This is a genomic window from Falsigemmobacter faecalis, from assembly GCF_003863335.1.
GTDB lineage: Bacteria > Pseudomonadota > Alphaproteobacteria > Rhodobacterales > Rhodobacteraceae > Wagnerdoeblera > Wagnerdoeblera faecalis.
In genome coordinates this window covers 12,949-32,257 of record NZ_RRAZ01000019.1, presented here as the reverse complement: position 1 = coordinate 32,257, position 19,309 = coordinate 12,949, and the positions used below count along the sequence as shown (strand labels likewise).

Sequence of the window (19,309 nt, the reverse complement as noted above, 5' to 3'; positions counted from 1 at the left end):
CGCAGAAAGGTGCCGTGATGTCTCAGGACGAAAAATCTGCAGAAATTCTGCACCCTGATCCCGGTCAGTCTGAGGCGGCTGTGGTCCCGGGCCGGGATCTCATCCCCCCCGGGCTGTCTGCGTCGCTCTCTTTGCCTGAGAGCGAAGAAATCCCCGAGCGCCTCTATGTTCTCGCCCTGCGTCTCGGGCGCGCGCTCGCGGATCGGGAGGGCTGACAGGCGCCGTTTCGCCCTGCGCACCGTGCCGAAGTAAGGGGTTCTCCTGGTATATTAACTTTCATGCATATGTCAGGCTGTCGCAGTCGGACACAGGAGTGACGATCATCAAAGCCTCTCAGATACTGTCAGCCTTTATGCGTGCGGATCATCCGCCCCCGGGCCGGGCGAAGCCTTTTGCCGAGTGGTCTGCGGCGCTGAAATCTGTGCTGACCATCAGCCTCGCCTCTGAAGCGCAGATCTGCTTTTTTGCCGGGCCGGAGTTCCTGGCCTTTTATAACGATGCCTATGCCCCCACCATTGGCGCCAAGCACCCGCGCGCCCTAGGCCGCCCGGCCTCTGAAAGCTGGAGTGAGCTGTGGGATGATCTTGAGGGTCTGCTGACCCACGTCCGGCGCAGCGGTGAGACCATCTCCGAGAAAGACCGCCGGTTTTACATTGAGCGTCACGGCTATCCGGAAACGGTCTATTTCGATATCTCTTTCTCGCCCGTCAGAGGCTGCGACGGCACGATTGAGGCGGTGCTTTGCATCGTGTCGGAAACCACCTCCCGGGTGGAGGCGCTCCGGACATTGCGCGAAAATGAAAGCCGGATGCGGGCGGTTCTTTCGGGCGTGGCCGCAGGGCTCTGCACGGTGAGCGAGGATGGCACCATTGTCACCCTGAACCGCCATTTCGCCGATATGCTGGCAGAGACGCCGCATAATCTGACCGGCCGCAACCTGCGCGAGGTCATTGACCCCCGGGACTGGCAGGATGCCTGGCTGAACCCGCAGCGCGAGGGGGAGGTGACGGAGCTGCGCTACCGCCGTTCCGACGGGCGGACCATCTGGGTCTCGCAGTCGCTGAGCATTGTGGAAGACAGCCGCGAGCCCTCCGGGCGGGCGTTTTGTTTGCTGACCAGCGATATCACGCAGCGCCGCCGCAAAGAAACGGAGCTGCGCCGGCTCGCGGCGATCATTGAGGGCTCTGATGACGCGATCCTTGCGATGGATCTTAATATGGTCATCACCAGCTGGAACAGCGGCGCGGAGCGACTTTATGGCTGGCGCGCCGGGGAGGTGATCGGAACCTCCGTGCTGCGCCTGCTGCCAGAGGGGCGCGGCGATGAAGAAAGCCGGATCATCGAGCGCATCCGCGAAGGGTTCCGCATTGAGCCTTATGACACCACGCGGCTTTGCAGCGACGGGCGCGAAATCGCGGTCGAGCTGACGGTCTCGCCGATCTTTGACGAGGCGGGTGAGATCGTTGGCGCATCAAAGATCTCCCGCGATATCTCTGCGCGCATTGAGGCGGCGCGGCTGCGCGAGTTTTTGCTCTTTGAGATGAAACACCGGGTGAAGAATATCCTCGCGACCGTTCTGGCCCTGGCGCGGCAGACGCTCGGCAAACATGATCTGCCCGATTATGAGGTCTTCACCAAACGCGTTTACGCGCTCTCGCGGTCGCAGGATCTGCTGACGCGGCAGGGGCAGGGCAGTGTCTCCGCCGCCGCCCTGATCGCAGAGGTGCTCGACCCCTTCCAGACCGAGCGCTTTACCATCGAAGGCCCGCCGATGGCCCTGCCGGGCGAGGCGGTGCTCTCGGTCACCCTGGCTTTGCATGAACTGGTCACCAATGCGCTGAAATATGGGGCGCTCTCGGTGCCGGAGGGGCGGGTGGAAATCCGCTGGCAGATCACCGAAGGGGTCGCGGGCTCTGCGCCGAAAGTGCGCCTGACCTGGAAAGAGCGCGGCGGTCCCGGAGTGGTGCGGCCCGCGCGGCGCGGCTTTGGCTCTGTGCTGATCCGGGATCTTCTGGCCTCAACGCTGCAGGCCGATATCTCGCTGAGCTTTCCGCCTGAGGGCGTTGAGTTCTCCGCAGAGTTTCTGCTGCGCGGCCCCCGCGAAGACAGTGAGGCCCGCAGCCGTCTCTGCGCCTGAGGCGCGAAGACCCGCCGCCCGACCTGGGGTCCGGCGGCACAGTTCCGCCCAGGGGCCCGCGCCCCCGGAAACATTCGGGGGCGCGGGCCGTTTCTCTTTTGTCGGTGCGTGAAAGCAGCGCCGCACAGGAGGAGAGACCAATGGCACAGGATCCCAAGACCCCGCGCGATCAACCGTCCGAAAACCGCCGGCAGGATCCGTCCGGCGGCGGCCGCGGCCAGCAGTCTGGTCAAAGTGATCCGCAGCGCAGCCGTCAGGGCCGGAACCCAGACAGCCCGCCCACCGAAAACAGCCGTCAGCAGCCGCGCTGAGCCCCCTCCTCCGGAGGGCACCGGCCCTTCGGATTCCCTTTGAACATTCGGGAGACGGATATGATGACCTGCAGAACGCTTTGCCTTGCCCTCAGCCTTTCGGCCGCGCCCTTTGGCTTTGCTGCGGCGCAGACGGAGGTCCCTTTCCAGGCAGGCTCCGAAGCGGCCACCGGCACTGCGCAGCTGACGCCCGCCAAAGGCGGGGTCCTCTTAGGCATAAAGCTGGAGGGGATGCCGCCCTCGTCCTGGCTGGCTTTGCATATCCATCAAAACCCGGCCTGTGATCACGCCGGGGGCCACGAAGCCGCAGGCGGCCACTTCAACCCCGGCAATGTTGAGCACGGCTGGCTGAGTGAAACCGGACCCCACGCGGGCGATCTGCCCAATATCCGTTCTGACGCAGAGGGCCGTGTCGAGGTTGAGGTTTTCGCCCCCCTGGTCACCTGGGAGGCGGGCGAAGCGACGATTCAGGGCCGCGCGCTGATCGTTCACGCAAAGGCCGATGACTACAAAACTCAGCCCTCAGGCGATGCCGGAAAGCGGCTGGCCTGCGCCGTGATCCCCGCACCCTGAGACCGGAAGTTTCCTTAAAGGAGTCCCGTGATGACCATTACCCCCGATCCCCACCGCCCGCAGATCGATACGCCGACGGAAATCCCCATGCCCGCGCCGGGTCCCGATGAAGTGCCGCAGCTTCCTGAATTTCCGACGCAGACGCCGCCCGACAGTCTGCCCGACGATCTGCCCGATCCCGGCATTGATGCCCCGCCCGAGACCCGCGACGATCCCGACTACATCCGCCCCGCCGGACGGCGCGAAATGGATCTGCCGCCCGAGACCTGGGACATCCTCGATGAGACGATCGACGAGTCCTTTCCTGCCAGCGATCCGCCGGGAAATTACTGAGCCGGATCCCCGCTGCCCCCATCGCCCGCAGATCCCGCAGCCGGATGCCTGAAACCTCTGGCCTGCACCACCGCTTCACCTGAAGCCCTTCAACAGGAGATTAAGATGATCCGTAAGACCATGACCGCGGCGCTTGCCGCCGCCTTTCTCACCACCCTGCCGGCCTTTGCTCAGGGCACGACCACGGCGGTCACCCTGCCGGACGGCTATTCCGCTGTGGAGTTCAGCACACTGACGGCCGATGATCTGAACAATCTTGCGCTCTATGATCAGGGCGGCAATGAGATCGGCAAGCTGAGTGTCACCGCCGGTGAGCCGGGGACCCTTGTTGCAGATGTCGGCACCTGGCTTGGCCAGGAGGGCCATTCCGTGCAGCTTGAGCCCGGCCATCTGCATATCTTTCGCAATGCTGCCGGGGAAACCCGTGGCTATGTGACGATCACCAAAGATGAGATCGGGGCTTTACCCGTCCATCCCGGCACCCGCTGAGCGGATCGGACCAGAGCGGGGGCTATCGGCCCCCGCTTTGATTTCTCAAGGTCGTTCTCTGACTTGCTGATGCGCAGGCCGTAAACCTCAGGATCCGGCCGCGCAGGCATAATTAGGTCGCATTTCCCTAAGCCCCGTCCCGCTTTGGCAGTCAGGAATACCCCCTGTCGCGCAGTGCAGGCAAAAATCCGCCAGGTCTGTAACCAAACGCCCCGTCGGGCGGAACAGCCCTCCCTTCGTAACGTTGCCTTGTCACAGGGCAGAGCCGTGCAGTCACCGCCACCGGCTGCTGCCGCCCCCCGCAGTCGATGTTACGGAGGACCCATGACCTGTTCCCAAGTCGCCACCTCTGCCGAGGCTGAGCCCCAGGCGCCTGCGACAGAGCCGCCCCACACCCGCAGCCATGCCGACCGCACCCAGGCAAAGATTAAAGCCGATGAGGTTTTGGCCCATATTCCTGCGCTGCGCATTTATGCCCGCTCTCTGTGCCGCGATGCGACCATGGCCGATGATCTTGTCCAGGACGCCCTGGTGCGGGCGATCGGTGCGATCGCCCAGTTCCGCCCCGGCAGCAACCTCAAGGCCTGGCTTTTCACCATTTTGCGCAACTGCTTCTACTCAGCCTATGCCCTGCGACGCCGCGAGCTTCCTGGCGCCACCGATTGCGTGGCCAGCCTGCCCGTCGCGGTGCCCGATGGCCAGATCTGGTCGATCACCCGCCAGGAAACCGGCCGCGCCCTTGCCCGCATGCCTTCCCATTACTCTGAGGCGCTCATCCTGGTGACCGTATTGGGCAGCAGCTATATCGACGCCGCGCGCATCCTGAACTGCGATATTGGCACCGTCAAAAGCCGCATAAACCGTGCCAGAGCCAAACTGCGCGAAGAACTCGGAGATGTGTTCACCCGCTGACCCCGCGCGCTATGCTGCGGGCACACAGGCTGCCGACGGCCGCCCGCAGCAAATTTGCAGAGGCGCTCCGATTTTTACCCGCAACGATCAGCGGGAGAGCCCGGGGCATCCGCGCCAGCGCCTCTGGAACGCCGGATGGGGCCTGAGTTCACCCGCCTGCCGCGTCATAAAATCCGTGACGCGAACCGAAAGGATCAGCCAAACTTCATGCCCGGCTGATCGATCCCGCAGCCGCGGAAGTGCCCGCCTTTACGCGGCTTTTGTGACATCACCACCAGACACGCGCGATGCAGCTCAAAGCCCTTTGGCGACATAAGAGCGGCATTTGGCGCGGTGCACGGCCCTGAAGCATCCTGTGGCGGCACCCCTGGGGCGTGCCGCCGGCGGCTTTGAAAGAGCCACGGCGGAAAATCCCATGGACACTGGCGCGACTTTGCCGCACGATTAACGGCATTACAGGCGTTCTTTCTCTGCATCGCTTCGGAAGAGGCGGGGCAGGAGCGGATATTAAGTTTGGCGATTCACTGGAGCGTTCCATGGCGGTTCTGAATATTGATCCCGACACCCTTCAGATGGACGGCGAGGGTGCAAAGCTTGCCGGTGCGGCAGCGGCAGAAGCCTATCGCTCGCAGCAGCCCTATCCCTACGGCTCATTTGAAAATTTCCTGCCCCCGGAAGTGCTTGAGCGTGTGCTGGAAGATCTGAAGTCGCTGCCCGAAAGCGAGACCAGCTTCAGCCGCCCGCAGGAAAACCTGAAGTCGAGCTATATCCCTGAGCGGCTGCCTTCCTATACCCGTAATCTCTTTTATGTCCTTAATTCACGCCCCTTCATCCAGTTTCTCGAAGAGATGACCGGCATCAAGGGTCTGATCCCCGACCCGTATTTCCACGGCGGCGGGGTGCATATCGTGGCCAATGGCGGGCATCTCGATATTCATGCGGATTTCAACCACAACCGCTCGCTCAATCTGGAACGTCGCATTAACGTGCTGATCTATCTGAATAAAGACTGGCAAGAGGACTACGGCGGCTCCTTTGAGATCTGGAACACGGATATGACCGCCATGGTTAAGTCCTTTGTGCCGCTCTATAATCGCATGGTCTGTTTCAACACCGGCTCAGATACCTGGCACGGCAATCCATCCACCGTGGCGCATCCTGACGGTCTGCCACGTATGTCGCTGGCGCTTTATTATTATACCGCGACCTGGCATGAAGGCCGCAAATCCCATTCGACTTTGTTCAAGCCGCGCCCCGGCACTGCAGATCATGTCGATATTGAAGCCCGTCGCTATGCGCGGCTGGAGAATTATCTGCCGCCTGTGCTCTTCCGGCGTGTGCTCGGACCGCTCAGAAAGCTGGGCGTCCGGATCTGAGCGAAGCGTTTCTTCTGCACGGACAGGCCTCAGGGGCTCTTTCCGTGCAGATGACACCCCTCAATCGCTGCGGAACGTCGGGGCTCAGCCCTCTTTGCGGCCCGGTTTAACGGGGGCTGTTGGCGCAGGGCCAGGACGGGGTCCGGCGGCGGCCGCGAAGGGCAACAGGCAATGCGGGCAGCGGTGGGCGGCGGCGCGGGGAACATTTTCTCCGCAGGCGGGGCAAAGAGCAGGTAAAAATGCGCGGTGCATGGGTCAGGCCTTTCAAACAAACAGAAATTTGATCCGCTCCCCGGCCCGTGCCCTGTCTGACAGAGCTACCCGAGCCGGGGCGGCGCATGCGCCTGACCGGCCCTCATGCTGAAAATCCTGAACATGTCTCACCCCCTCACATGGGGCACTGCAGCCCGCTGTCTGATTGAGATGGGACTTTTATAAATAAAAGCAACGCCTTCAGGCAGAACGGGTGCAAAACACCCTCAGGGACCTGAAACCTGCGGCTATTGCCCGTCTGCCGGTCGCGCCCCGTCAAGCGGTGCATCGCGCAGCGCGGCCGCGATATCTTCATCAAGCGGCACCCCGAAGCTGTTGAGAATAAAGCCGAGCAGCGTGTAATGCGCCACCGTCGCCATCACATCAAGCAGCCCCTTTTGCCCCGCCAGCGCCACCACCCTGTCATAGAGCGGTTGGGTCAGCCGGCTGTCCGTAAAAAGTTCATCCACGGCTGCGGCCAGCACCGCATCCTCCGCCGCCATACCGCTCAGCGCGCCGCAAAGCGACAGGATCCGCGCATCGCTGAGCCCCGCTTTGCGGCCCCGGATGATATGATGTTGCCATTCATAATCCGAGCGCAGCCGCAGGCCACAGCGCAGGATCACAACCTCGCTCTGCGCCGGGGTCAGGGCAGTGCCGAGCACGCAGTGATTGCGAAAGCTGCTCCAGGCACGCAGGAGATCGGGATGATGCGCCATGGTGCGATAGACGTTCAGCCGACCCGCAAACCCCTCTCTCAGATCGGCAATTTCGTCCGGCCAGTCCGGATCGCTCAGCGGGTTTAACATGGCTGCATTCCTCCCTGGTGCTTTGGCCATCCTGCAGCAGCGGCAGGAAATGTCACGCAGGATCCGAAGCGTGGCACCGGAACGCTCCTGGCCCCGGCGGGGTTATACCGGCTGAGAAGGAGACAGTATGGACCCGGTTCTTCCCTTTGATCTCCAACGGCTTTTTGCCGGTCAGCATCCGCCGCTTTTCTATGCTGAGATCCTTTTTCGCATCGCGGTCATCTGGATCTGGAGCATCGCTCTGCTGCGCTGGATCGGCGGGCGCAGCATCTCGCAGCTGTCGCTCGTTGAGTTTCTGCTGGTCATTGCGCTTGGCTCGGCGGTGGGAGATGCGATGTTCTACGCCGAGGTTCCGCTGTTTCACGCCATGCTGGTGATTCTGATGCTGGTCCTGCTTGATAAACTGATTGATCTGGTGATCCGGCGCTGGCGTGGGGCGAAGGCCCTGATTGATGGCGAGCCGAGGCGTCTGCTGACGGATGGGGTGATGATCTGTGACGGGATCACCGCGCGGCAGATCGGCACGGCGGAGCTGGCAGAGATGCTGCGGCTGCGCGGCGTGCAGAACCTGGGCTCTCTGAGCGGTGTCTGGATGGAGCCTTCGGGTGAGATTTCGCTCTTTCCGGCGGATCGGCCTGTGATGGGGCTGGCGATTGTTCCGCCGCTGGAAGAGCAGCCGTCAGAAGCACCCGGGCCCGGCGACACCCTCTGCTGTCGCAACTGCGGCAGCACCACCATGACCCGCGACACAGAGGGGCCGGTCTGCAGCAATTGTCGAAGCCGCGATCTGACAGCGGCGCGGGCTGCGCCCGAGTGGCGGCGATAGCCTGGCCTTAAACGGAAACAAGGCGCCTTCTGAGAAGACGCCCTGTCCCATCACATCCGGCTTTGAGCATGTTGTGACGGGACCGAAGCCACCTGAAACGCGATGCGTTGAAACCAGTTGATTTAACTATAATAGCACAGCAATGCCCGTCTGCACGTCACGAGGCGCTCACGCCGCCTCATCCTTGCGTGATTTTGGGGTGTTTCAGCAAGTTCGCAGCTTCTGGCAGACTTCGCTTGCGATCCCCTGCGATCTGTTGTCACATGACGCCGTTCCGCCAGGACCCTCTGAGTCAGGCGGTGCCCATTTCCGATCATGCACCGCCAAGCGGTCCCTGAGGTTTTCCATGACAAGCTATTCTGACACGCAGCTTCTGATCAATGGCGTCTGGCGCGCCGCATCGGACGGCCGCACCATCGCCGTTCGTAATCCCGCCACCGAAGAAGTCATCGGGCAGTTGGCCCATGCCAGCCGCGACGACCTCGACGCCGCGCTTGAGGCGGCAGAGCGCGGGTTCCAGACCTGGAAAAAGGTCTCCGCCTATGACCGCAGCAAGGTGATGCGCAAAGCGGCGCAGCTTCTGCGCGACCGCGCCGAGGGCATCGCCGTTCTGATGACGCTGGAGCAGGGCAAACCGCTTGGCCAGTCGCGCATGGAGACCCTGGGTGCGGCCGATACCATCGACTGGTTCGCCGAAGAAGCCCGCCGCACCTATGGTCAGGTGATCCCGGCCCGCGCCTCCAATGTGCTGCAGATCACCATCAAAGATCCGGTCGGTCCGGTCGCGGCCTTCACGCCCTGGAACTTCCCGATCAACCAGGTCGTGCGCAAACTCTCGGCCGCGCTGGCAACCGGCTGCTCGATCATCGTTAAGGCTCCGGAAGAAACTCCGGCCTCGCCTGCGGCCATGATCGCCTGTTTTGTCGATGCGGGCGTGCCTGCGGGTGTGGTGAACCTGGTCTTCGGCGTGCCCGCCGAGATCTCGGAATATCTGATCCCGCATCCGGTGATTAAGAAAATCAGCTTCACCGGCTCAACCCCGATCGGCAAGCAGCTCGCGGGCCTTGCGGGTCTGCATATGAAGCGCGCGACCATGGAGCTGGGCGGTCACGCCCCGGTCATGATCTTTGACGATGCCGATATGGGGCAGGCTATCTCCCTGATGGCGATGCATAAATTCCGCAACGCCGGTCAGGTCTGCGTCTCGCCCACCCGCTTTCTGGTGCAGGACGGCGTGGCCGATGAGTTCATCACCGACTTCAAAGCGGCCGCCGAAAAACTGAAAATCGGCAATGGCATGGACGACGGCGTGGACATGGGGCCGCTGGCCAATGCGCGCCGCATCCCGGCGATTGAGAAGATGGTGGAAGACGCCATCTCGAAGGGCGCCAAGCTGCTGACCGGCGGGCGCCGCATCGGCAATAAGGGCTATTATTATGAGCCGACGCTGCTGGCCGATGTGCCGGTCAATGCTGCAATCATGAACGAAGAGCCCTTCGGCCCGGTCGCCGTGATTAACCGCGTTCAGGGCGTCGATGACGCGCTGGCAGAGGCGAATCGCCTGCCCTTTGGTCTGGCCTCCTATGCCTTTACCACCTCGTCTGAAACCTCGATGCGGCTGCGCAATGAGACCCGCGCGGGCATGCTGACCGTGAACCATCTGGGCCTTGCGCTGCCGGAAGTGCCCTTCGGCGGCATCGGCGACAGCGGCTATGGCACCGAAGGCGGCTCGGAAGCGGTTGAGGCTTATCTTGACACCCGTTTCGTGACTCAGGCGCTCTAAGCCTTTGCCCGGGCGGGGAAACCCGCCCGGGACTCAGCCAAGGTTCAGCCGCTTCAGCCGGTCTGCGATCATGTCGCACATCACCGCAGAGGCAGGCTCCAGCGGGCGTTTTGAGCTGATCAGCACGCCGATCCGCAGATCATTCAACTGCTGCGCATCCAGCGGCACAAAGCGCAGACTGCCGCTCTCCAGCTCGCTTAGAAACCCCAGCCGCGTGTAAAGCCCGATCCCGCGCCCGGCGAGGATCATCTGACGCGCCAGCGGCAGCGAGTTGGTAAACAGCGTCGCCTGGCTTTGCACCATGGAATCCGTGACCACCTGATCGATGATCGAATGACGCCCCCGCGCATCCGTGGTGCGCACCAGGGTGTAATCGGCGATGTCATGCACACTCAGGCTGCTGCGCTCTGCCAGCGGATGATCCGCGCGCAAAATGATGCCGATCGCCGCCCCGCGGCGGGCCACGGCGCGCACATCAGGGTGCAGATCGAGCAGAAAAGACACGCCGATATCCGCTTCTCCGGCGGCAACGGCGGACATCACCTCCTCGGGCTGGCAGTGGTTGATGGTGAAACTGGTGGCCGAATGTTCCTGCTGAAAGAGATCGAGGACGCGGGGCAGGAACTCCATCGAGACCGAATCGATGGTGGCGATGCCAATATGTGCTGCGCGCAGATCGCGGATATCGCCCAGGCGAAGCTGCACCTGACGGTATTCCATCAGCGTGCGGCGGCAATGTTCCAGCACGATCCGCCCCGCTGCCGTCAGCTCGACCCCTTCGGCCGTGCGCGAGAGCAATCTGACGCCAAGCTGCTCTTCTACAGCGATTATTTTGCGGTTTACCGCGGTTGATGAAACGTTCAGCACCGCTGCGGCTTTTCGGATCGATCCCTGTCTCGCGGTCTCATCAAGATAGCGCAAAAATATCGAATGCATGGCGGCACACTCCCGAATCGTGGTGCAAAAAATGCACCACTGCTGGACAAGATTGCTTCTATGCCCGGCCGCGACATACTGCCACAGTTTTCACCAGTCCAGGCCGAAGAGCCGGAGCACCCCCGACAGGAGATCTTAGGATGACCGATCCCGTTTCGCGTAACCGTTCCGACTTTTCCGCCACCCGCCGCCGCTTTCTGGGGACCTCGCTTGCCGCTGCAGGTGCCTTTACCGGTGGCAGTCTTCTGACCATTCTGCCCGCCGGGGCGCAGGATCTTTATACCTGCCGCCTGCAGCTGGGCTGGCTCGCATCTAACGGAATTCTTGGTGAAATTGCCGCCGACGAGAAGGGCTTTTACGCCGAAGAAGGTCTCAAACTTGAGATCGTTCCGGGCGGGCCGAACGTCGACGGGATCGCCTCGGTTGCCTCAGGGTCAGCCAATCTGGGCTCCTACTCTTCTTCGCCCTCGCTGATGCTGGCGCGTTCCGCCGGAATTCCGATCAAATGTATTGCGGCAGGCTATCAGCGCCACCCCTTCACTTATTTCTCGATGAAGTCGAAACCGGTGGCCAAACCGGAAGATATGATCGGCAAAAAAGTTGCCACCAATGGCACCGCGCGGGTGCTGCTGCAGGCACTTCTGGCGGCCAATGGCATCAAAGAAGACCAGCTTGAAATCTCGGTGATGGGCTCGGATGTGGCACCGCTGCTGACCGGTCAGGTCGATGTGGTGACCGGCTGGCGCACCAATACGCCGGTGCTGGTGGCGCTTGGGCCCGACCGGGTGGAACTGACGCTCTGGGATGCGGGCGTGCAGCTTTATGCCAACCCCTATTACACCACCGACGATATGCTGACGAACCACAAGGACAAGGTTGTGGCCATGATGCGCGCTTCTGCACGCGGCTGGGCCTGGGCCTTTGAGAACCGCAAAGAAGCGGTTGAGATGCTGGTGAAGCGCTATCCCAATATGGTGCTGGCGGATGAGCTGGCGACCGTCGACATGCTGATGGATGAATATTGCTTCAACGCGCAGACCAAAGCCAATGGCTGGGGTCAGATGACCCGGGAAAACTGGGAAAAACAGATCGAGCAATATACCGCGCTCGGCCAGTTCCAGGGCCCGGTGCCGTCGGTTGACGACATCATGACGATGGAAATCCTTGAAGCCACCGCCGATGTGCGGGCCAAATTCGGAGCATGACCATGGGTCTGGACCTCTCCGCAGCCGGGGTGACCCCGAAGGCGGCCGTGCTGAAGCGGGCCTCGGTGCGCTTTGGGCAGTTTACGGCCATTGAAGATCTGTCGCTTGAGATTGAGGCGGGGGCCTTTTACTCCGTCCTCGGGCCTTCGGGTTGCGGCAAATCCACCCTTCTGCGCCTTGTCTCGGATCTGGTCCCGGCCGCTTCGGGCAGCGTGGAGGTGCTTGGCAAGACGGTGGAGGAAGCGCGTCTCGCGCGGGAATTCGCCTTCGTGTTCCAGGACGCCACGCTTCTGCCCTGGCGCTCGGCGCTGAAGAATGTCGAGCTGCCCCTTGAGATCGGCAAATCCCGTGGCATCCGTCTGCCCACGGGGGGCCGCACCCCGCGAGAGCTGCTGGAACTGGTGGGGTTGAAGGGGCGTGAAGATGCGCTGCCGCATGAGCTTTCGGGCGGGATGCGCCAGCGCGTGGCCATCGCCCGTGCCCTCGTGTGCCAGCCGCGCATCCTGCTGATGGATGAGCCGTTTGGCGCGCTGGATGAGATCACCCGCGATCACCTGAACCTGCAGCTTCTGAACATCTGGCAGGAGACCGGCGTGACGGTTCTCTTCGTCACCCACTCCATTCCGGAGGCGGTCTTCCTGGGCCAGAAGGTTCTGATGCTGAAAGCCCGCCCGGGTCGTCTGAAGGAAGTGGTGGATATTGATCTGCCCTATCCGCGGCTGATCCGTGACCGCGAAAGCCCTGAATTTATCCGCTATGCCTCACGGCTGCGCGACATATTGGAGCAATGCTGATGGCCGTCATTGACCGCGCCGCGGACAGCGCCGCCGATCCGCAACTCGCCGCCATCCGCCGCGAGCGTTTCCTGAAAGCCGCCCTGCCCATCTGCACCGGCATCGCCCTGCTGCTGGCCTGGGAATTCGGGGTGCGGATTTTTAAAGTGCCGCCCTTCATCGCGCCCGCGCCCTCAGATGTGGCGATGGTTTTCGTCAATCAGTGGCCGCTGCTGGCGTCGAACTTCTGGCCCACCTTTTATGAAAGCGTGCTCGGCTTTATCGCCGGAAATACCATCGCGATCATGCTGGCCGTGGCCTTTGTGCATTCGCGCACCGCAGAGCGCGCCTTTTTCCCCATCGCGGTCTTCATCAACACCATCCCGGTGCTGGCCATGGCGCCGATCCTGGTGCTGATCTTTGGCGCCGGGCTGACGGCGAAGGTGGTGATTGCGGCGCTGATCTGCTTCTTCCCGACGCTGGTCAATATGGTGCGCGGGCTGCAATCGGTCAGCCCCCAGTCGCTGGAACTGGCGCGGATCCTGTCGGCCTCAAAATCTGAGGTCTTCTGGAAGATCCGTCTGCCCTCCTCGCTGCCCTTTCTGTTTTCGGCGCTGAAGATCGCGGCCACCACCTGTGTGATCGGTGCGATCGTCGGGGAATGGGTCGGCGCGGATAAAGGCCTTGGGGCGCTGATCCTCGACAGCACCTTCAACTTCCGCTCAGCGGTTCTTTACGCCACCGTCTTTCTGTCCTCGGGGCTGTCGGTGCTGATGTTCGCGCTTGTGTCACTCTCCGAGCGGCTGATCGTGCGCTGGTAACAGCGCACCGCCCTCGCCAGATCATTCTTATTTACCATGGGAGGCCTTCGCATGTCGGAGCGTCACAGAGAATTTGTGTCTGTTGCAGCCGGTCAGGTTCCGGTCGTTGCAGACTGCGATGTGGTCGTTGTGGGCGCTGGCCCGGCAGGCACCTCTGCCGCCGTCTCGGCCGCGCGCAATGGCTGTAAGGTCGTGCTGCTGGAGCGGTACCACCACCTCGGCGGCATGGCCTCGGGCGGGATGGTTCTGGTGCTGGATGACATGGTCAACGCCGGGACCGAGATCGTCACCACCGGCATCGTCTCGGAATTCACCGAACGCATGAAGGCCCAGGACGGCGCGATCTATCCGCCCCCCGAGGACTGCCGCACCGACTGGGAGGCCTGGAAGAAATGGTCCCGCTGGGGTGCGATTGACTTCCACTCAACGGGGATGCCGCAGCCGATCATCCACGCAGTTGCCTTTGATCCCGACTGCTGGAAGCGCGTCTCGCTCGATATGGTCCGCGAAGCGGGGGTAGAGCTGCGCACCCATTCCTGGTTCTCTGAGGCCCTGATGGAGGGCGGCAAGATGACCGGCGTGGTCGCGCAGACCAAGATGGGTCGCCAGGCGATCCGCGCGAAAATGGTCATTGATGCGACCGGGGATCTCGATGTCGGCGCCTCCGCCGGGGCCAGCTATCTGCAGGGCCAGTTCATCGTCACCACGGTTTTCCGGCTCTGCGATGTGGATACCGCGAAGGCGGAGGCTTTTGAATACAGCCATCCCGAGGAATACAAAGCCCTCGACCGTGCCGCACGCCGCGTGATCGGCGGGGCCTGGGGCATGTGGTGGCTGAAAACGCCGCTGCCGGGGATCGTCTGGTGCAACTGCCCGCATATGCCTGGCTATGACGGCATGTCGCCCGAGCATATGGTCGCCTCTGAATATGAGGGCCGCGAGCGGATGATGAAGCTGCTGGCCTTCGCCCGTGAGAACATCCCCGGCTTTGAGAATGCCAAAATGCTGGGCGCTGCCGAGCAGATGGGCATCCGCCAGACCCGCCTTTTGCAGGGCGAATATGTGGTGACAAAAGACGATCTGACCAAGCGCCGCTGGTTTGCCGACAGCGTCTGCCGGGGCCGCGATTACTATACCCCCTACCGCGCCCTGCTGCCCAAGGGCATCGACAACCTGATCGTTGCGGGCCGTCATTACTCGGTCGAAAGCGAAGCGCAGAAGCTTTCCCGCGAAATCCCGCCCTGCATGGCGCAGGGTGAGGCCTCAGGCATCGCGGCGGCGCTGGCGATTGCGGGCAATGTGGCGCTGCGCGATGTCGATGCGCGGGCCATTCAGAAACAGATGCGCGCCCAGGGCGCCGACCCCGGTGACGTTCCCTCGCCGAACGCGCTGGTTGAGACCATGGAGACTGCCCAATGACTGCCCCGACCCTTCCCCTCTCCGGCGTGCGGGTGATTGATTTCACGCAAGTTATGCTTGGCCCCTGCGCCACCCAGGTTCTGGGCGATTTCGGTGCGGATGTGATCAAGATTGAGCGTCCCGGCGCGGGGGATCTCTCGCGCAATTTCTTCGGCCTCTCGGATGAGAAGTCGATGAACAATGTGGTCTATGCCTCGCTCAACCGCAACAAACGCTCGGTGGAACTCGACAGCAAAACGCCCGAGGGCAAACAGGCGCTGCTCGATCTGTGCCGCACCGCGGATGTCGTGGTCGACAACTTCCGCGCGGGCGTGATGGATCGTCTGGGCTTTGGTTATGAGGCGCTGTCGAAACTGAACCCGCGGATCATCTGCGCCTCGGGCACCGGCTTTGGCCCGGTAGGCCCCTATGCCCATAAGGGCGGCCAGGACGTGCTGGCCCAGGCCATGACGGGGGTGATGGAAAAGACCTCGGACCCTTCGGTCCCGCGTTCGATCTATCCAACCACTTTGTGTGATTACACCGCCGGGATGCATCTGGTGCAGGGCATTATGGCCGCCCTTCTGATGCGCGAGAAAACCGGGCGCGGCCAGAAAGTTGGCGTCTCGCTCTACGATTCCATTCTGGCCATGCAGATGCAGGAGGCCGCGCAGTGGAACGCGCACCGCGAGGTGCTGAACTGGGCGGCCATGCCGCTGACGGGTTATTTTGACGCCACCGACGGCGGTCTGGTGATCGTGGGCGCCTTCAAAGAAAACCCGCTGCGCGATATCTGCAAGGCGCTGGAGCTGGAAGATCTGTCGCCGCAATATCCCGACCTCGCCAGCCAGCGCGCCAATAAACCCTTCCTGCAAAAGACCTTCCGCGACCGGATCGCCACCAAAACCCGTGGCTACTGGCTGGAGCGTCTTGAGGCAGAAGACCTGCTTTGCGCGCCCGTCCGCTCGCTTGGTGAGGCGCTGGAGGATCCGCAGACCCGCATCAACGGCATGCTTCTGGAAATGGATCTGCCGCATTACGGCAAGGTCACCCAGATGGCGACCCCGGTGCATCTCTCCGAGGTGACGCCCGTCCTGCGCCATCTGCCGCCGCGCCTTGGCCAGCATACGGCGGAGATACTCGCCGAACTGGCCCAGGCGCGCGAAAGCCAGCCGGCATGAGCGTCGATCTCGACATCACAGGTGGCGTTGCCCGCGTCACCATCAACCGCCCCGAGCGGATGAATGCGGTGGATCTGGCCACCTCAGCGCAGCTGGAAGCGATCTGGCAGCAGCTGGAAAGCGATCCTTCGGTCCGCTGTGTCGTGCTGAGCGGGGCGGGCGAAAAGGCCTTCTCGGCGGGCGCGGATATGAAATCCGGCGATAAGGCGAAAAGCGGCGTCGAATACTGGGCCGATGGCAATCCCATGGGCTTTGGCGGCATCACCTTTCGCGACACGCTGAAGGTGCCGGTGATCGCAAGGGTCAATGGCTTTGCTCTGGGCGGCGGGATGGAGATGGTTCTGGGCGCCGATATCGTCATCGCTGCCGAGCATGCGCGCTTTGGTCTGACCGAAGCGCGCGTCGGACGCCTGCCCCTCGATGGCGGCATGGTGCTTTTGCAGCGGCTGATCCCGCGCAATATCGCGGCGGGGATGATGCTGACGGGCTGCATGGTCCCGGCGGCGGACATGGCGCGCTATGGGCTGATCAATGCCGTGGTCCCCGCGGCAGAGCTTGACGCCGAGGTGGACCGCTGGATTGCGGATATCACCGCCTGCGCGCCGCTGTCGCTGCGCGCGATCAAGGCGATGATCCGCAAAACCGCGCAGATGTCAGCGCGCGAGGCGGCGGCGGCAAAGCTTCCCGAACTGGTCACCGCGCTGCAGTCAGAGGATCAGCACGAAGGCGTCGCCGCTTTCAACGAGAAGCGCGCGCCGGTCTGGAAAGGCCGCTGAGATGCTGGTGATCGGCGAGGCCTGCATCGACATCAAAGACGGCATCTGCACCACCTCCTGCCCGGTCGACTGCATCTATGAAGGCGAGCGGATGTTCTACATCCACCCCGATGAATGCATTGAATGCGGCATGTGCGAAAGCATCTGCCCGGTTGATGCGATCCGCTACGCCGATGAACTGCCCGCCGATCTGCAGATCTTTGAGGCGCTGAACCGCGAGGCCTTTGCCGGGGACGGCGGCACCGAAAGCCCCGGCGGCTGGCGGCGCGGCATGGCCCCGCGCCGCGATCCCGAAGCGGTTCGGACCTGGCCGGCAAAGGATGCGGCACCCTCCGTCTGACGCCGGGCCGCATTCTTCTGGTGTCGAAGACCGCCGCGATCCTGCCCCGAAGGGTATGGAGGCGGCTGTCTGCAGTTTGACCGGCCAGGGCCAGTAGCCCCCCTGTTCTCTATGTGTTTGATTCCACGGTTTGATGGTGAGATCTTTTCAAGGGAATGGAAGGATGTCCTATGGGACAAATTCGTCATGGAAGCGCGCCGATCGAGCCATGGCACGCCACTGGTTCGAGTGACCATGGCGAGGGCCCGCTGTCCGAGCAGCAATAATGAGGGCTTGCCCGCCATCGGCGCAACGGCAGGCCTGAATGATCGCAAGACGAAAGCCTGCCTGCCATTGGTTCAAAGGCAGGCTTGAGTGCTCGCGGAGTTGAGCAGGGAATCAGGATCAATCCGAAGACTGTCGCCAAATGGCGTAAGCGATCCTCCGTTGAAGTTCAGAAGACGGGGCCAAAGGAGCCCCGTTCGACCGTTCTGACCGAGGGAGAAGAGGCTATTGTCGTGGCCTTCCGGCGCCACACTCTGCTTCCCCTGGACGATTGTCTCTATGCCCTCCAGCCCGGCATCCCGCATCTGAGCAGGTCGGCTCTTCATCGGTGTTTGCAGCGCCACGGGATCTCAAAGCTGGAGGATGTCGGCAGCGATAAGCCCAGACGGCAGAAGTTCAAGCGCACCCCGATCGGTTTCTTCCACATCGATATAGCCGAGGTGCAGACGGCGGAGGTATGAGGAGGATCAGAAAACGATCCGGGGGATCGTTTTCCTGCTGAACGTCAAGCGCTTCCACTATCAGGATCATCAGCAACTCAGGGCGCACCTTGGCGACGACATGGCTGCCTATAACTACGCACGCCGCCTGAAGACCCTGAACGGCCTGACGCCTTACGAATACATCTGCAAAATCCGGACTTCAGAGCCGGAACGTTTCATCCTCAGTCCGATCCACCAGATGCAGGGACTGAACACCATGGACTTTGTCCATGACCAGTTGGCGACAGGCCGGAAGATCAGGGTTCTGACCGTTGTCGATATTTTCTCGCGCTTCTCGCCGGTCGTTGATCCGCGCTTCAGCTATCGGGCTGAGAATGTGGTTGAGACCCTTGAGCCGCTCTGTGCTGAACGCGGCTCCCCCAGGACGATCCGGGTCGATCAGGGATCTGAGTTCATCTCCCGCGACCTGGATCTCCGGGCCTGTACCAAGGGGGTCACCCTCGACTTCTCACGTCCCGGAAAGCCCATCGATAACGCCTTCATCCTGCGTCGGGGGAAACAGTGCCCCGGGCTGTTTCCTAATCCCTCCTCACGTTCAACGGCCGCTTCCGCGCGGAGTGTCTCAGCGCTCACTGGTTCATGACGCTTGCAGATGCGAAGGAAAAGATGGGGACTTGGTTGAGCGACGACAACACCGAACGACCGCATGGCGCCATTGGCGATAAGACGCCCTGCGAACTGGAAAATCCGGGGCCCGCTTCCGGCCCGAGCCCCGGCCAAACACCCCAAAACTCCAGCCTCGGGTGATCCGGATTAGGGCCTCACTTTAAAGGTCGGAAAACTCTGCCTTCGGGTGGTCCATAGTTGGGTAGCGGATCAACAACAACCGGGCGCAAGTCGCAGCTGGATGAAAGTTCAGTGGCAGGTCAACCCCAGACCGGGTCATCAATCCCCAGACCCACAAACCAGCGGAACAAAAGGTTATATTCCATCTGTTCCATGAGTTGCCGCTCTGAACGGCTCGAAAAGAGGATCTGAAGCAGGCTTGCCGGGATCAGCCGCTCTGGCGTGATCGAGGGGCGGCCGAAGTCGGTGTAGAGAGCTGCCAATGCGCCATCCAGGCTGACCAGAGCCGCATTCACCACCTGCCGGATCCTGCGCAGAGGAGGGCCGCAGGAAACCGCGCTTCCAGATCGATCTGGCTGAACAACGACCCGCTTGCTTCGTCGGCTCCACGCATGACCATCCCCCGCACTTGAGGGGCGAAGGGTGACCCATGTTCCTCAAACAGCGTCCAGGCCTGACTTTTTCAGCAGCCTGCCCAAGCCTATGGCCTGGCAAGCGCAATTCATTGGCCTGCCAATGCTGCAA

19 protein-coding genes and 3 pseudogenes are annotated in these 19,309 nt (G+C 62.2%); 19 read left to right on the top strand and 3 right to left on the bottom strand.

Annotated features, from left to right (window positions below; translation table 11 throughout):
• Window positions 1–17: 17 nt before the first annotated feature.
• From EG244_RS20690 to EG244_RS13380, 8 genes are all read left to right on the top strand, one after another.
• On the top strand, window positions 18–215 hold the full coding sequence (locus tag EG244_RS20690; protein ID WP_199737968.1) for a hypothetical protein: 198 nt from the start codon (window positions 18–20) through the stop codon (window positions 213–215).
• A gap of 98 nt (window positions 216–313) precedes the next feature.
• The gene (locus EG244_RS13405) at window positions 314–2,137 is read left to right on the top strand and encodes a sensor histidine kinase (RefSeq protein WP_124965500.1); all 1,824 of its coding nucleotides are present in this window, start codon (window positions 314–316) and stop codon (window positions 2,135–2,137) included.
• A 140-nt stretch (window positions 2,138–2,277) separates the two neighbouring features.
• Window positions 2,278–2,448 (top strand): hypothetical protein, encoded by a 171-nt coding sequence (locus EG244_RS20435; protein WP_158617306.1) that lies wholly within the window; start codon window positions 2,278–2,280, stop codon window positions 2,446–2,448.
• A 60-nt stretch (window positions 2,449–2,508) separates the two neighbouring features.
• The gene (locus EG244_RS13400; protein WP_124965499.1) at window positions 2,509–3,021 is read left to right on the top strand and encodes a superoxide dismutase family protein; all 513 of its coding nucleotides are present in this window, start codon (window positions 2,509–2,511) and stop codon (window positions 3,019–3,021) included.
• A 30-nt stretch (window positions 3,022–3,051) separates the two neighbouring features.
• Entirely contained in the window at window positions 3,052–3,354 is a 303-nt protein-coding gene (locus EG244_RS13395) for a hypothetical protein (RefSeq protein WP_124965498.1), read from the top strand.
• A gap of 105 nt (window positions 3,355–3,459) precedes the next feature.
• Window positions 3,460–3,843, top strand: a complete 384-nt coding sequence (locus EG244_RS13390) for a hypothetical protein (protein ID WP_124965497.1) — start codon at window positions 3,460–3,462, stop codon at window positions 3,841–3,843.
• A 324-nt stretch (window positions 3,844–4,167) separates the two neighbouring features.
• On the top strand, window positions 4,168–4,755 hold the full coding sequence (locus tag EG244_RS13385) for a sigma-70 family RNA polymerase sigma factor (RefSeq protein WP_124965496.1): 588 nt from the start codon (window positions 4,168–4,170) through the stop codon (window positions 4,753–4,755).
• Between the two features lie 536 nt (window positions 4,756–5,291).
• Window positions 5,292–6,131: a 2OG-Fe(II) oxygenase gene (locus EG244_RS13380; RefSeq protein WP_124965495.1), complete on the top strand. Its 840-nt coding sequence runs from the start codon at window positions 5,292–5,294 to the stop codon at window positions 6,129–6,131.
• Window positions 6,132–6,631: 500 nt separating this feature from the next.
• Here EG244_RS13380 and EG244_RS13375 read toward each other — a convergent pair whose 3' ends face one another.
• Window positions 6,632–7,192, bottom strand: coding sequence for a carboxymuconolactone decarboxylase family protein (locus EG244_RS13375; protein WP_124965494.1), 561 nt, complete (start codon window positions 7,190–7,192; stop codon window positions 6,632–6,634).
• A gap of 127 nt (window positions 7,193–7,319) precedes the next feature.
• On the opposite strand from EG244_RS13375, the gene EG244_RS13370 reads away from it, so the two are divergent.
• Both EG244_RS13370 and EG244_RS13365 read left to right on the top strand, forming a co-directional pair.
• Window positions 7,320–8,018: a DUF421 domain-containing protein gene (locus EG244_RS13370; protein ID WP_124965493.1), complete on the top strand. Its 699-nt coding sequence runs from the start codon at window positions 7,320–7,322 to the stop codon at window positions 8,016–8,018.
• A gap of 346 nt (window positions 8,019–8,364) precedes the next feature.
• On the top strand, window positions 8,365–9,801 hold the full coding sequence (locus EG244_RS13365) for an NAD-dependent succinate-semialdehyde dehydrogenase (protein ID WP_124965492.1): 1,437 nt from the start codon (window positions 8,365–8,367) through the stop codon (window positions 9,799–9,801).
• A gap of 33 nt (window positions 9,802–9,834) precedes the next feature.
• On the opposite strand, the gene EG244_RS13360 is transcribed toward EG244_RS13365, so the two are convergent.
• Window positions 9,835–10,737: a LysR family transcriptional regulator gene (locus EG244_RS13360; protein ID WP_124965491.1), complete on the bottom strand. Its 903-nt coding sequence runs from the start codon at window positions 10,735–10,737 to the stop codon at window positions 9,835–9,837.
• Window positions 10,738–10,877: 140 nt separating this feature from the next.
• Between EG244_RS13360 and EG244_RS13355 the strand changes: the two genes are divergently transcribed.
• From EG244_RS13355 to EG244_RS13315, 9 genes and pseudogenes are all read left to right on the top strand, one after another.
• Complete coding sequence (locus tag EG244_RS13355) at window positions 10,878–11,942, top strand: ABC transporter substrate-binding protein (protein WP_124965490.1); 1,065 nt, start codon at window positions 10,878–10,880, stop codon at window positions 11,940–11,942.
• A gap of 2 nt (window positions 11,943–11,944) precedes the next feature.
• Window positions 11,945–12,736: an ABC transporter ATP-binding protein gene (locus EG244_RS13350; RefSeq protein WP_124965489.1), complete on the top strand. Its 792-nt coding sequence runs from the start codon at window positions 11,945–11,947 to the stop codon at window positions 12,734–12,736.
• Window positions 12,736–13,536, top strand: coding sequence for an ABC transporter permease (locus EG244_RS13345; RefSeq protein ID WP_233589008.1), 801 nt, complete (start codon window positions 12,736–12,738; stop codon window positions 13,534–13,536). The genes EG244_RS13350 and EG244_RS13345 overlap by 1 nt, the downstream gene beginning before the upstream one ends.
• Window positions 13,537–13,587: 51 nt before the next feature.
• Window positions 13,588–14,955 carry an FAD-dependent oxidoreductase gene (locus tag EG244_RS13340; RefSeq protein ID WP_124965487.1) on the top strand — a complete coding sequence of 456 codons (1,368 nt, stop codon included), beginning with the start codon at window positions 13,588–13,590 and terminating at the stop codon, window positions 14,953–14,955.
• Window positions 14,952–16,115 (top strand): CaiB/BaiF CoA transferase family protein, encoded by a 1,164-nt coding sequence (locus tag EG244_RS13335; protein ID WP_124965486.1) that lies wholly within the window; start codon window positions 14,952–14,954, stop codon window positions 16,113–16,115. The genes EG244_RS13340 and EG244_RS13335 overlap by 4 nt, the downstream gene beginning before the upstream one ends.
• Window positions 16,112–16,891, top strand: a complete 780-nt coding sequence (locus tag EG244_RS13330; protein WP_124965485.1) for an enoyl-CoA hydratase-related protein — start codon at window positions 16,112–16,114, stop codon at window positions 16,889–16,891. Before EG244_RS13335 ends, EG244_RS13330 begins: the two co-directional genes overlap by 4 nt.
• A 1-nt stretch (window position 16,892) precedes the next feature.
• Window positions 16,893–17,231: an indolepyruvate ferredoxin oxidoreductase subunit alpha gene (locus EG244_RS13325; protein WP_124965484.1), complete on the top strand. Its 339-nt coding sequence runs from the start codon at window positions 16,893–16,895 to the stop codon at window positions 17,229–17,231.
• 323 nt (window positions 17,232–17,554) lie between these two features.
• Window positions 17,555–18,191: pseudogene (locus EG244_RS13320) on the top strand (IS481 family transposase); the annotation flags it as partial.
• 3 nt (window positions 18,192–18,194) lie between these two features.
• Window positions 18,195–18,745: pseudogene (locus tag EG244_RS13315) on the top strand (transposase); the annotation flags it as partial.
• A 125-nt stretch (window positions 18,746–18,870) separates the two neighbouring features.
• On the opposite strand, the pseudogene EG244_RS13310 reads toward EG244_RS13315, so the two are convergent.
• Window positions 18,871–19,178 (bottom strand): annotated as a pseudogene (locus EG244_RS13310) (transposase); the annotation flags it as partial.
• Window positions 19,179–19,309 lie beyond the last annotated feature (131 nt).

Coding starts and splice junctions, on each gene's coding strand:
- EG244_RS20690 (WP_199737968.1), top strand. CDS start 18: ATGTCTCAGGACGAAAAATCTGCAGAAATTCTGCACCCTGATCCCGGT.
- EG244_RS20435 (WP_158617306.1), top strand. CDS start 2,278: ATGGCACAGGATCCCAAGACCCCGCGCGATCAACCGTCCGAAAACCGC.
- EG244_RS13400 (WP_124965499.1), top strand. CDS start 2,509: ATGATGACCTGCAGAACGCTTTGCCTTGCCCTCAGCCTTTCGGCCGCG.
- EG244_RS13395 (WP_124965498.1), top strand. CDS start 3,052: ATGACCATTACCCCCGATCCCCACCGCCCGCAGATCGATACGCCGACG.
- EG244_RS13390 (WP_124965497.1), top strand. CDS start 3,460: ATGATCCGTAAGACCATGACCGCGGCGCTTGCCGCCGCCTTTCTCACC.
- EG244_RS13385 (WP_124965496.1), top strand. CDS start 4,168: ATGACCTGTTCCCAAGTCGCCACCTCTGCCGAGGCTGAGCCCCAGGCG.
- EG244_RS13380 (WP_124965495.1), top strand. CDS start 5,292: ATGGCGGTTCTGAATATTGATCCCGACACCCTTCAGATGGACGGCGAG.
- EG244_RS13375 (WP_124965494.1), bottom strand. CDS start 7,192: ATGTTAAACCCGCTGAGCGATCCGGACTGGCCGGACGAAATTGCCGAT.
- EG244_RS13370 (WP_124965493.1), top strand. CDS start 7,320: ATGGACCCGGTTCTTCCCTTTGATCTCCAACGGCTTTTTGCCGGTCAG.
- EG244_RS13365 (WP_124965492.1), top strand. CDS start 8,365: ATGACAAGCTATTCTGACACGCAGCTTCTGATCAATGGCGTCTGGCGC.
- EG244_RS13360 (WP_124965491.1), bottom strand. CDS start 10,737: ATGCATTCGATATTTTTGCGCTATCTTGATGAGACCGCGAGACAGGGA.
- EG244_RS13355 (WP_124965490.1), top strand. CDS start 10,878: ATGACCGATCCCGTTTCGCGTAACCGTTCCGACTTTTCCGCCACCCGC.
- EG244_RS13350 (WP_124965489.1), top strand. CDS start 11,945: ATGGGTCTGGACCTCTCCGCAGCCGGGGTGACCCCGAAGGCGGCCGTG.
- EG244_RS13345 (WP_233589008.1), top strand. CDS start 12,736: ATGGCCGTCATTGACCGCGCCGCGGACAGCGCCGCCGATCCGCAACTC.
- EG244_RS13340 (WP_124965487.1), top strand. CDS start 13,588: ATGTCGGAGCGTCACAGAGAATTTGTGTCTGTTGCAGCCGGTCAGGTT.
- EG244_RS13335 (WP_124965486.1), top strand. CDS start 14,952: ATGACTGCCCCGACCCTTCCCCTCTCCGGCGTGCGGGTGATTGATTTC.
- EG244_RS13330 (WP_124965485.1), top strand. CDS start 16,112: ATGAGCGTCGATCTCGACATCACAGGTGGCGTTGCCCGCGTCACCATC.
- EG244_RS13325 (WP_124965484.1), top strand. CDS start 16,893: ATGCTGGTGATCGGCGAGGCCTGCATCGACATCAAAGACGGCATCTGC.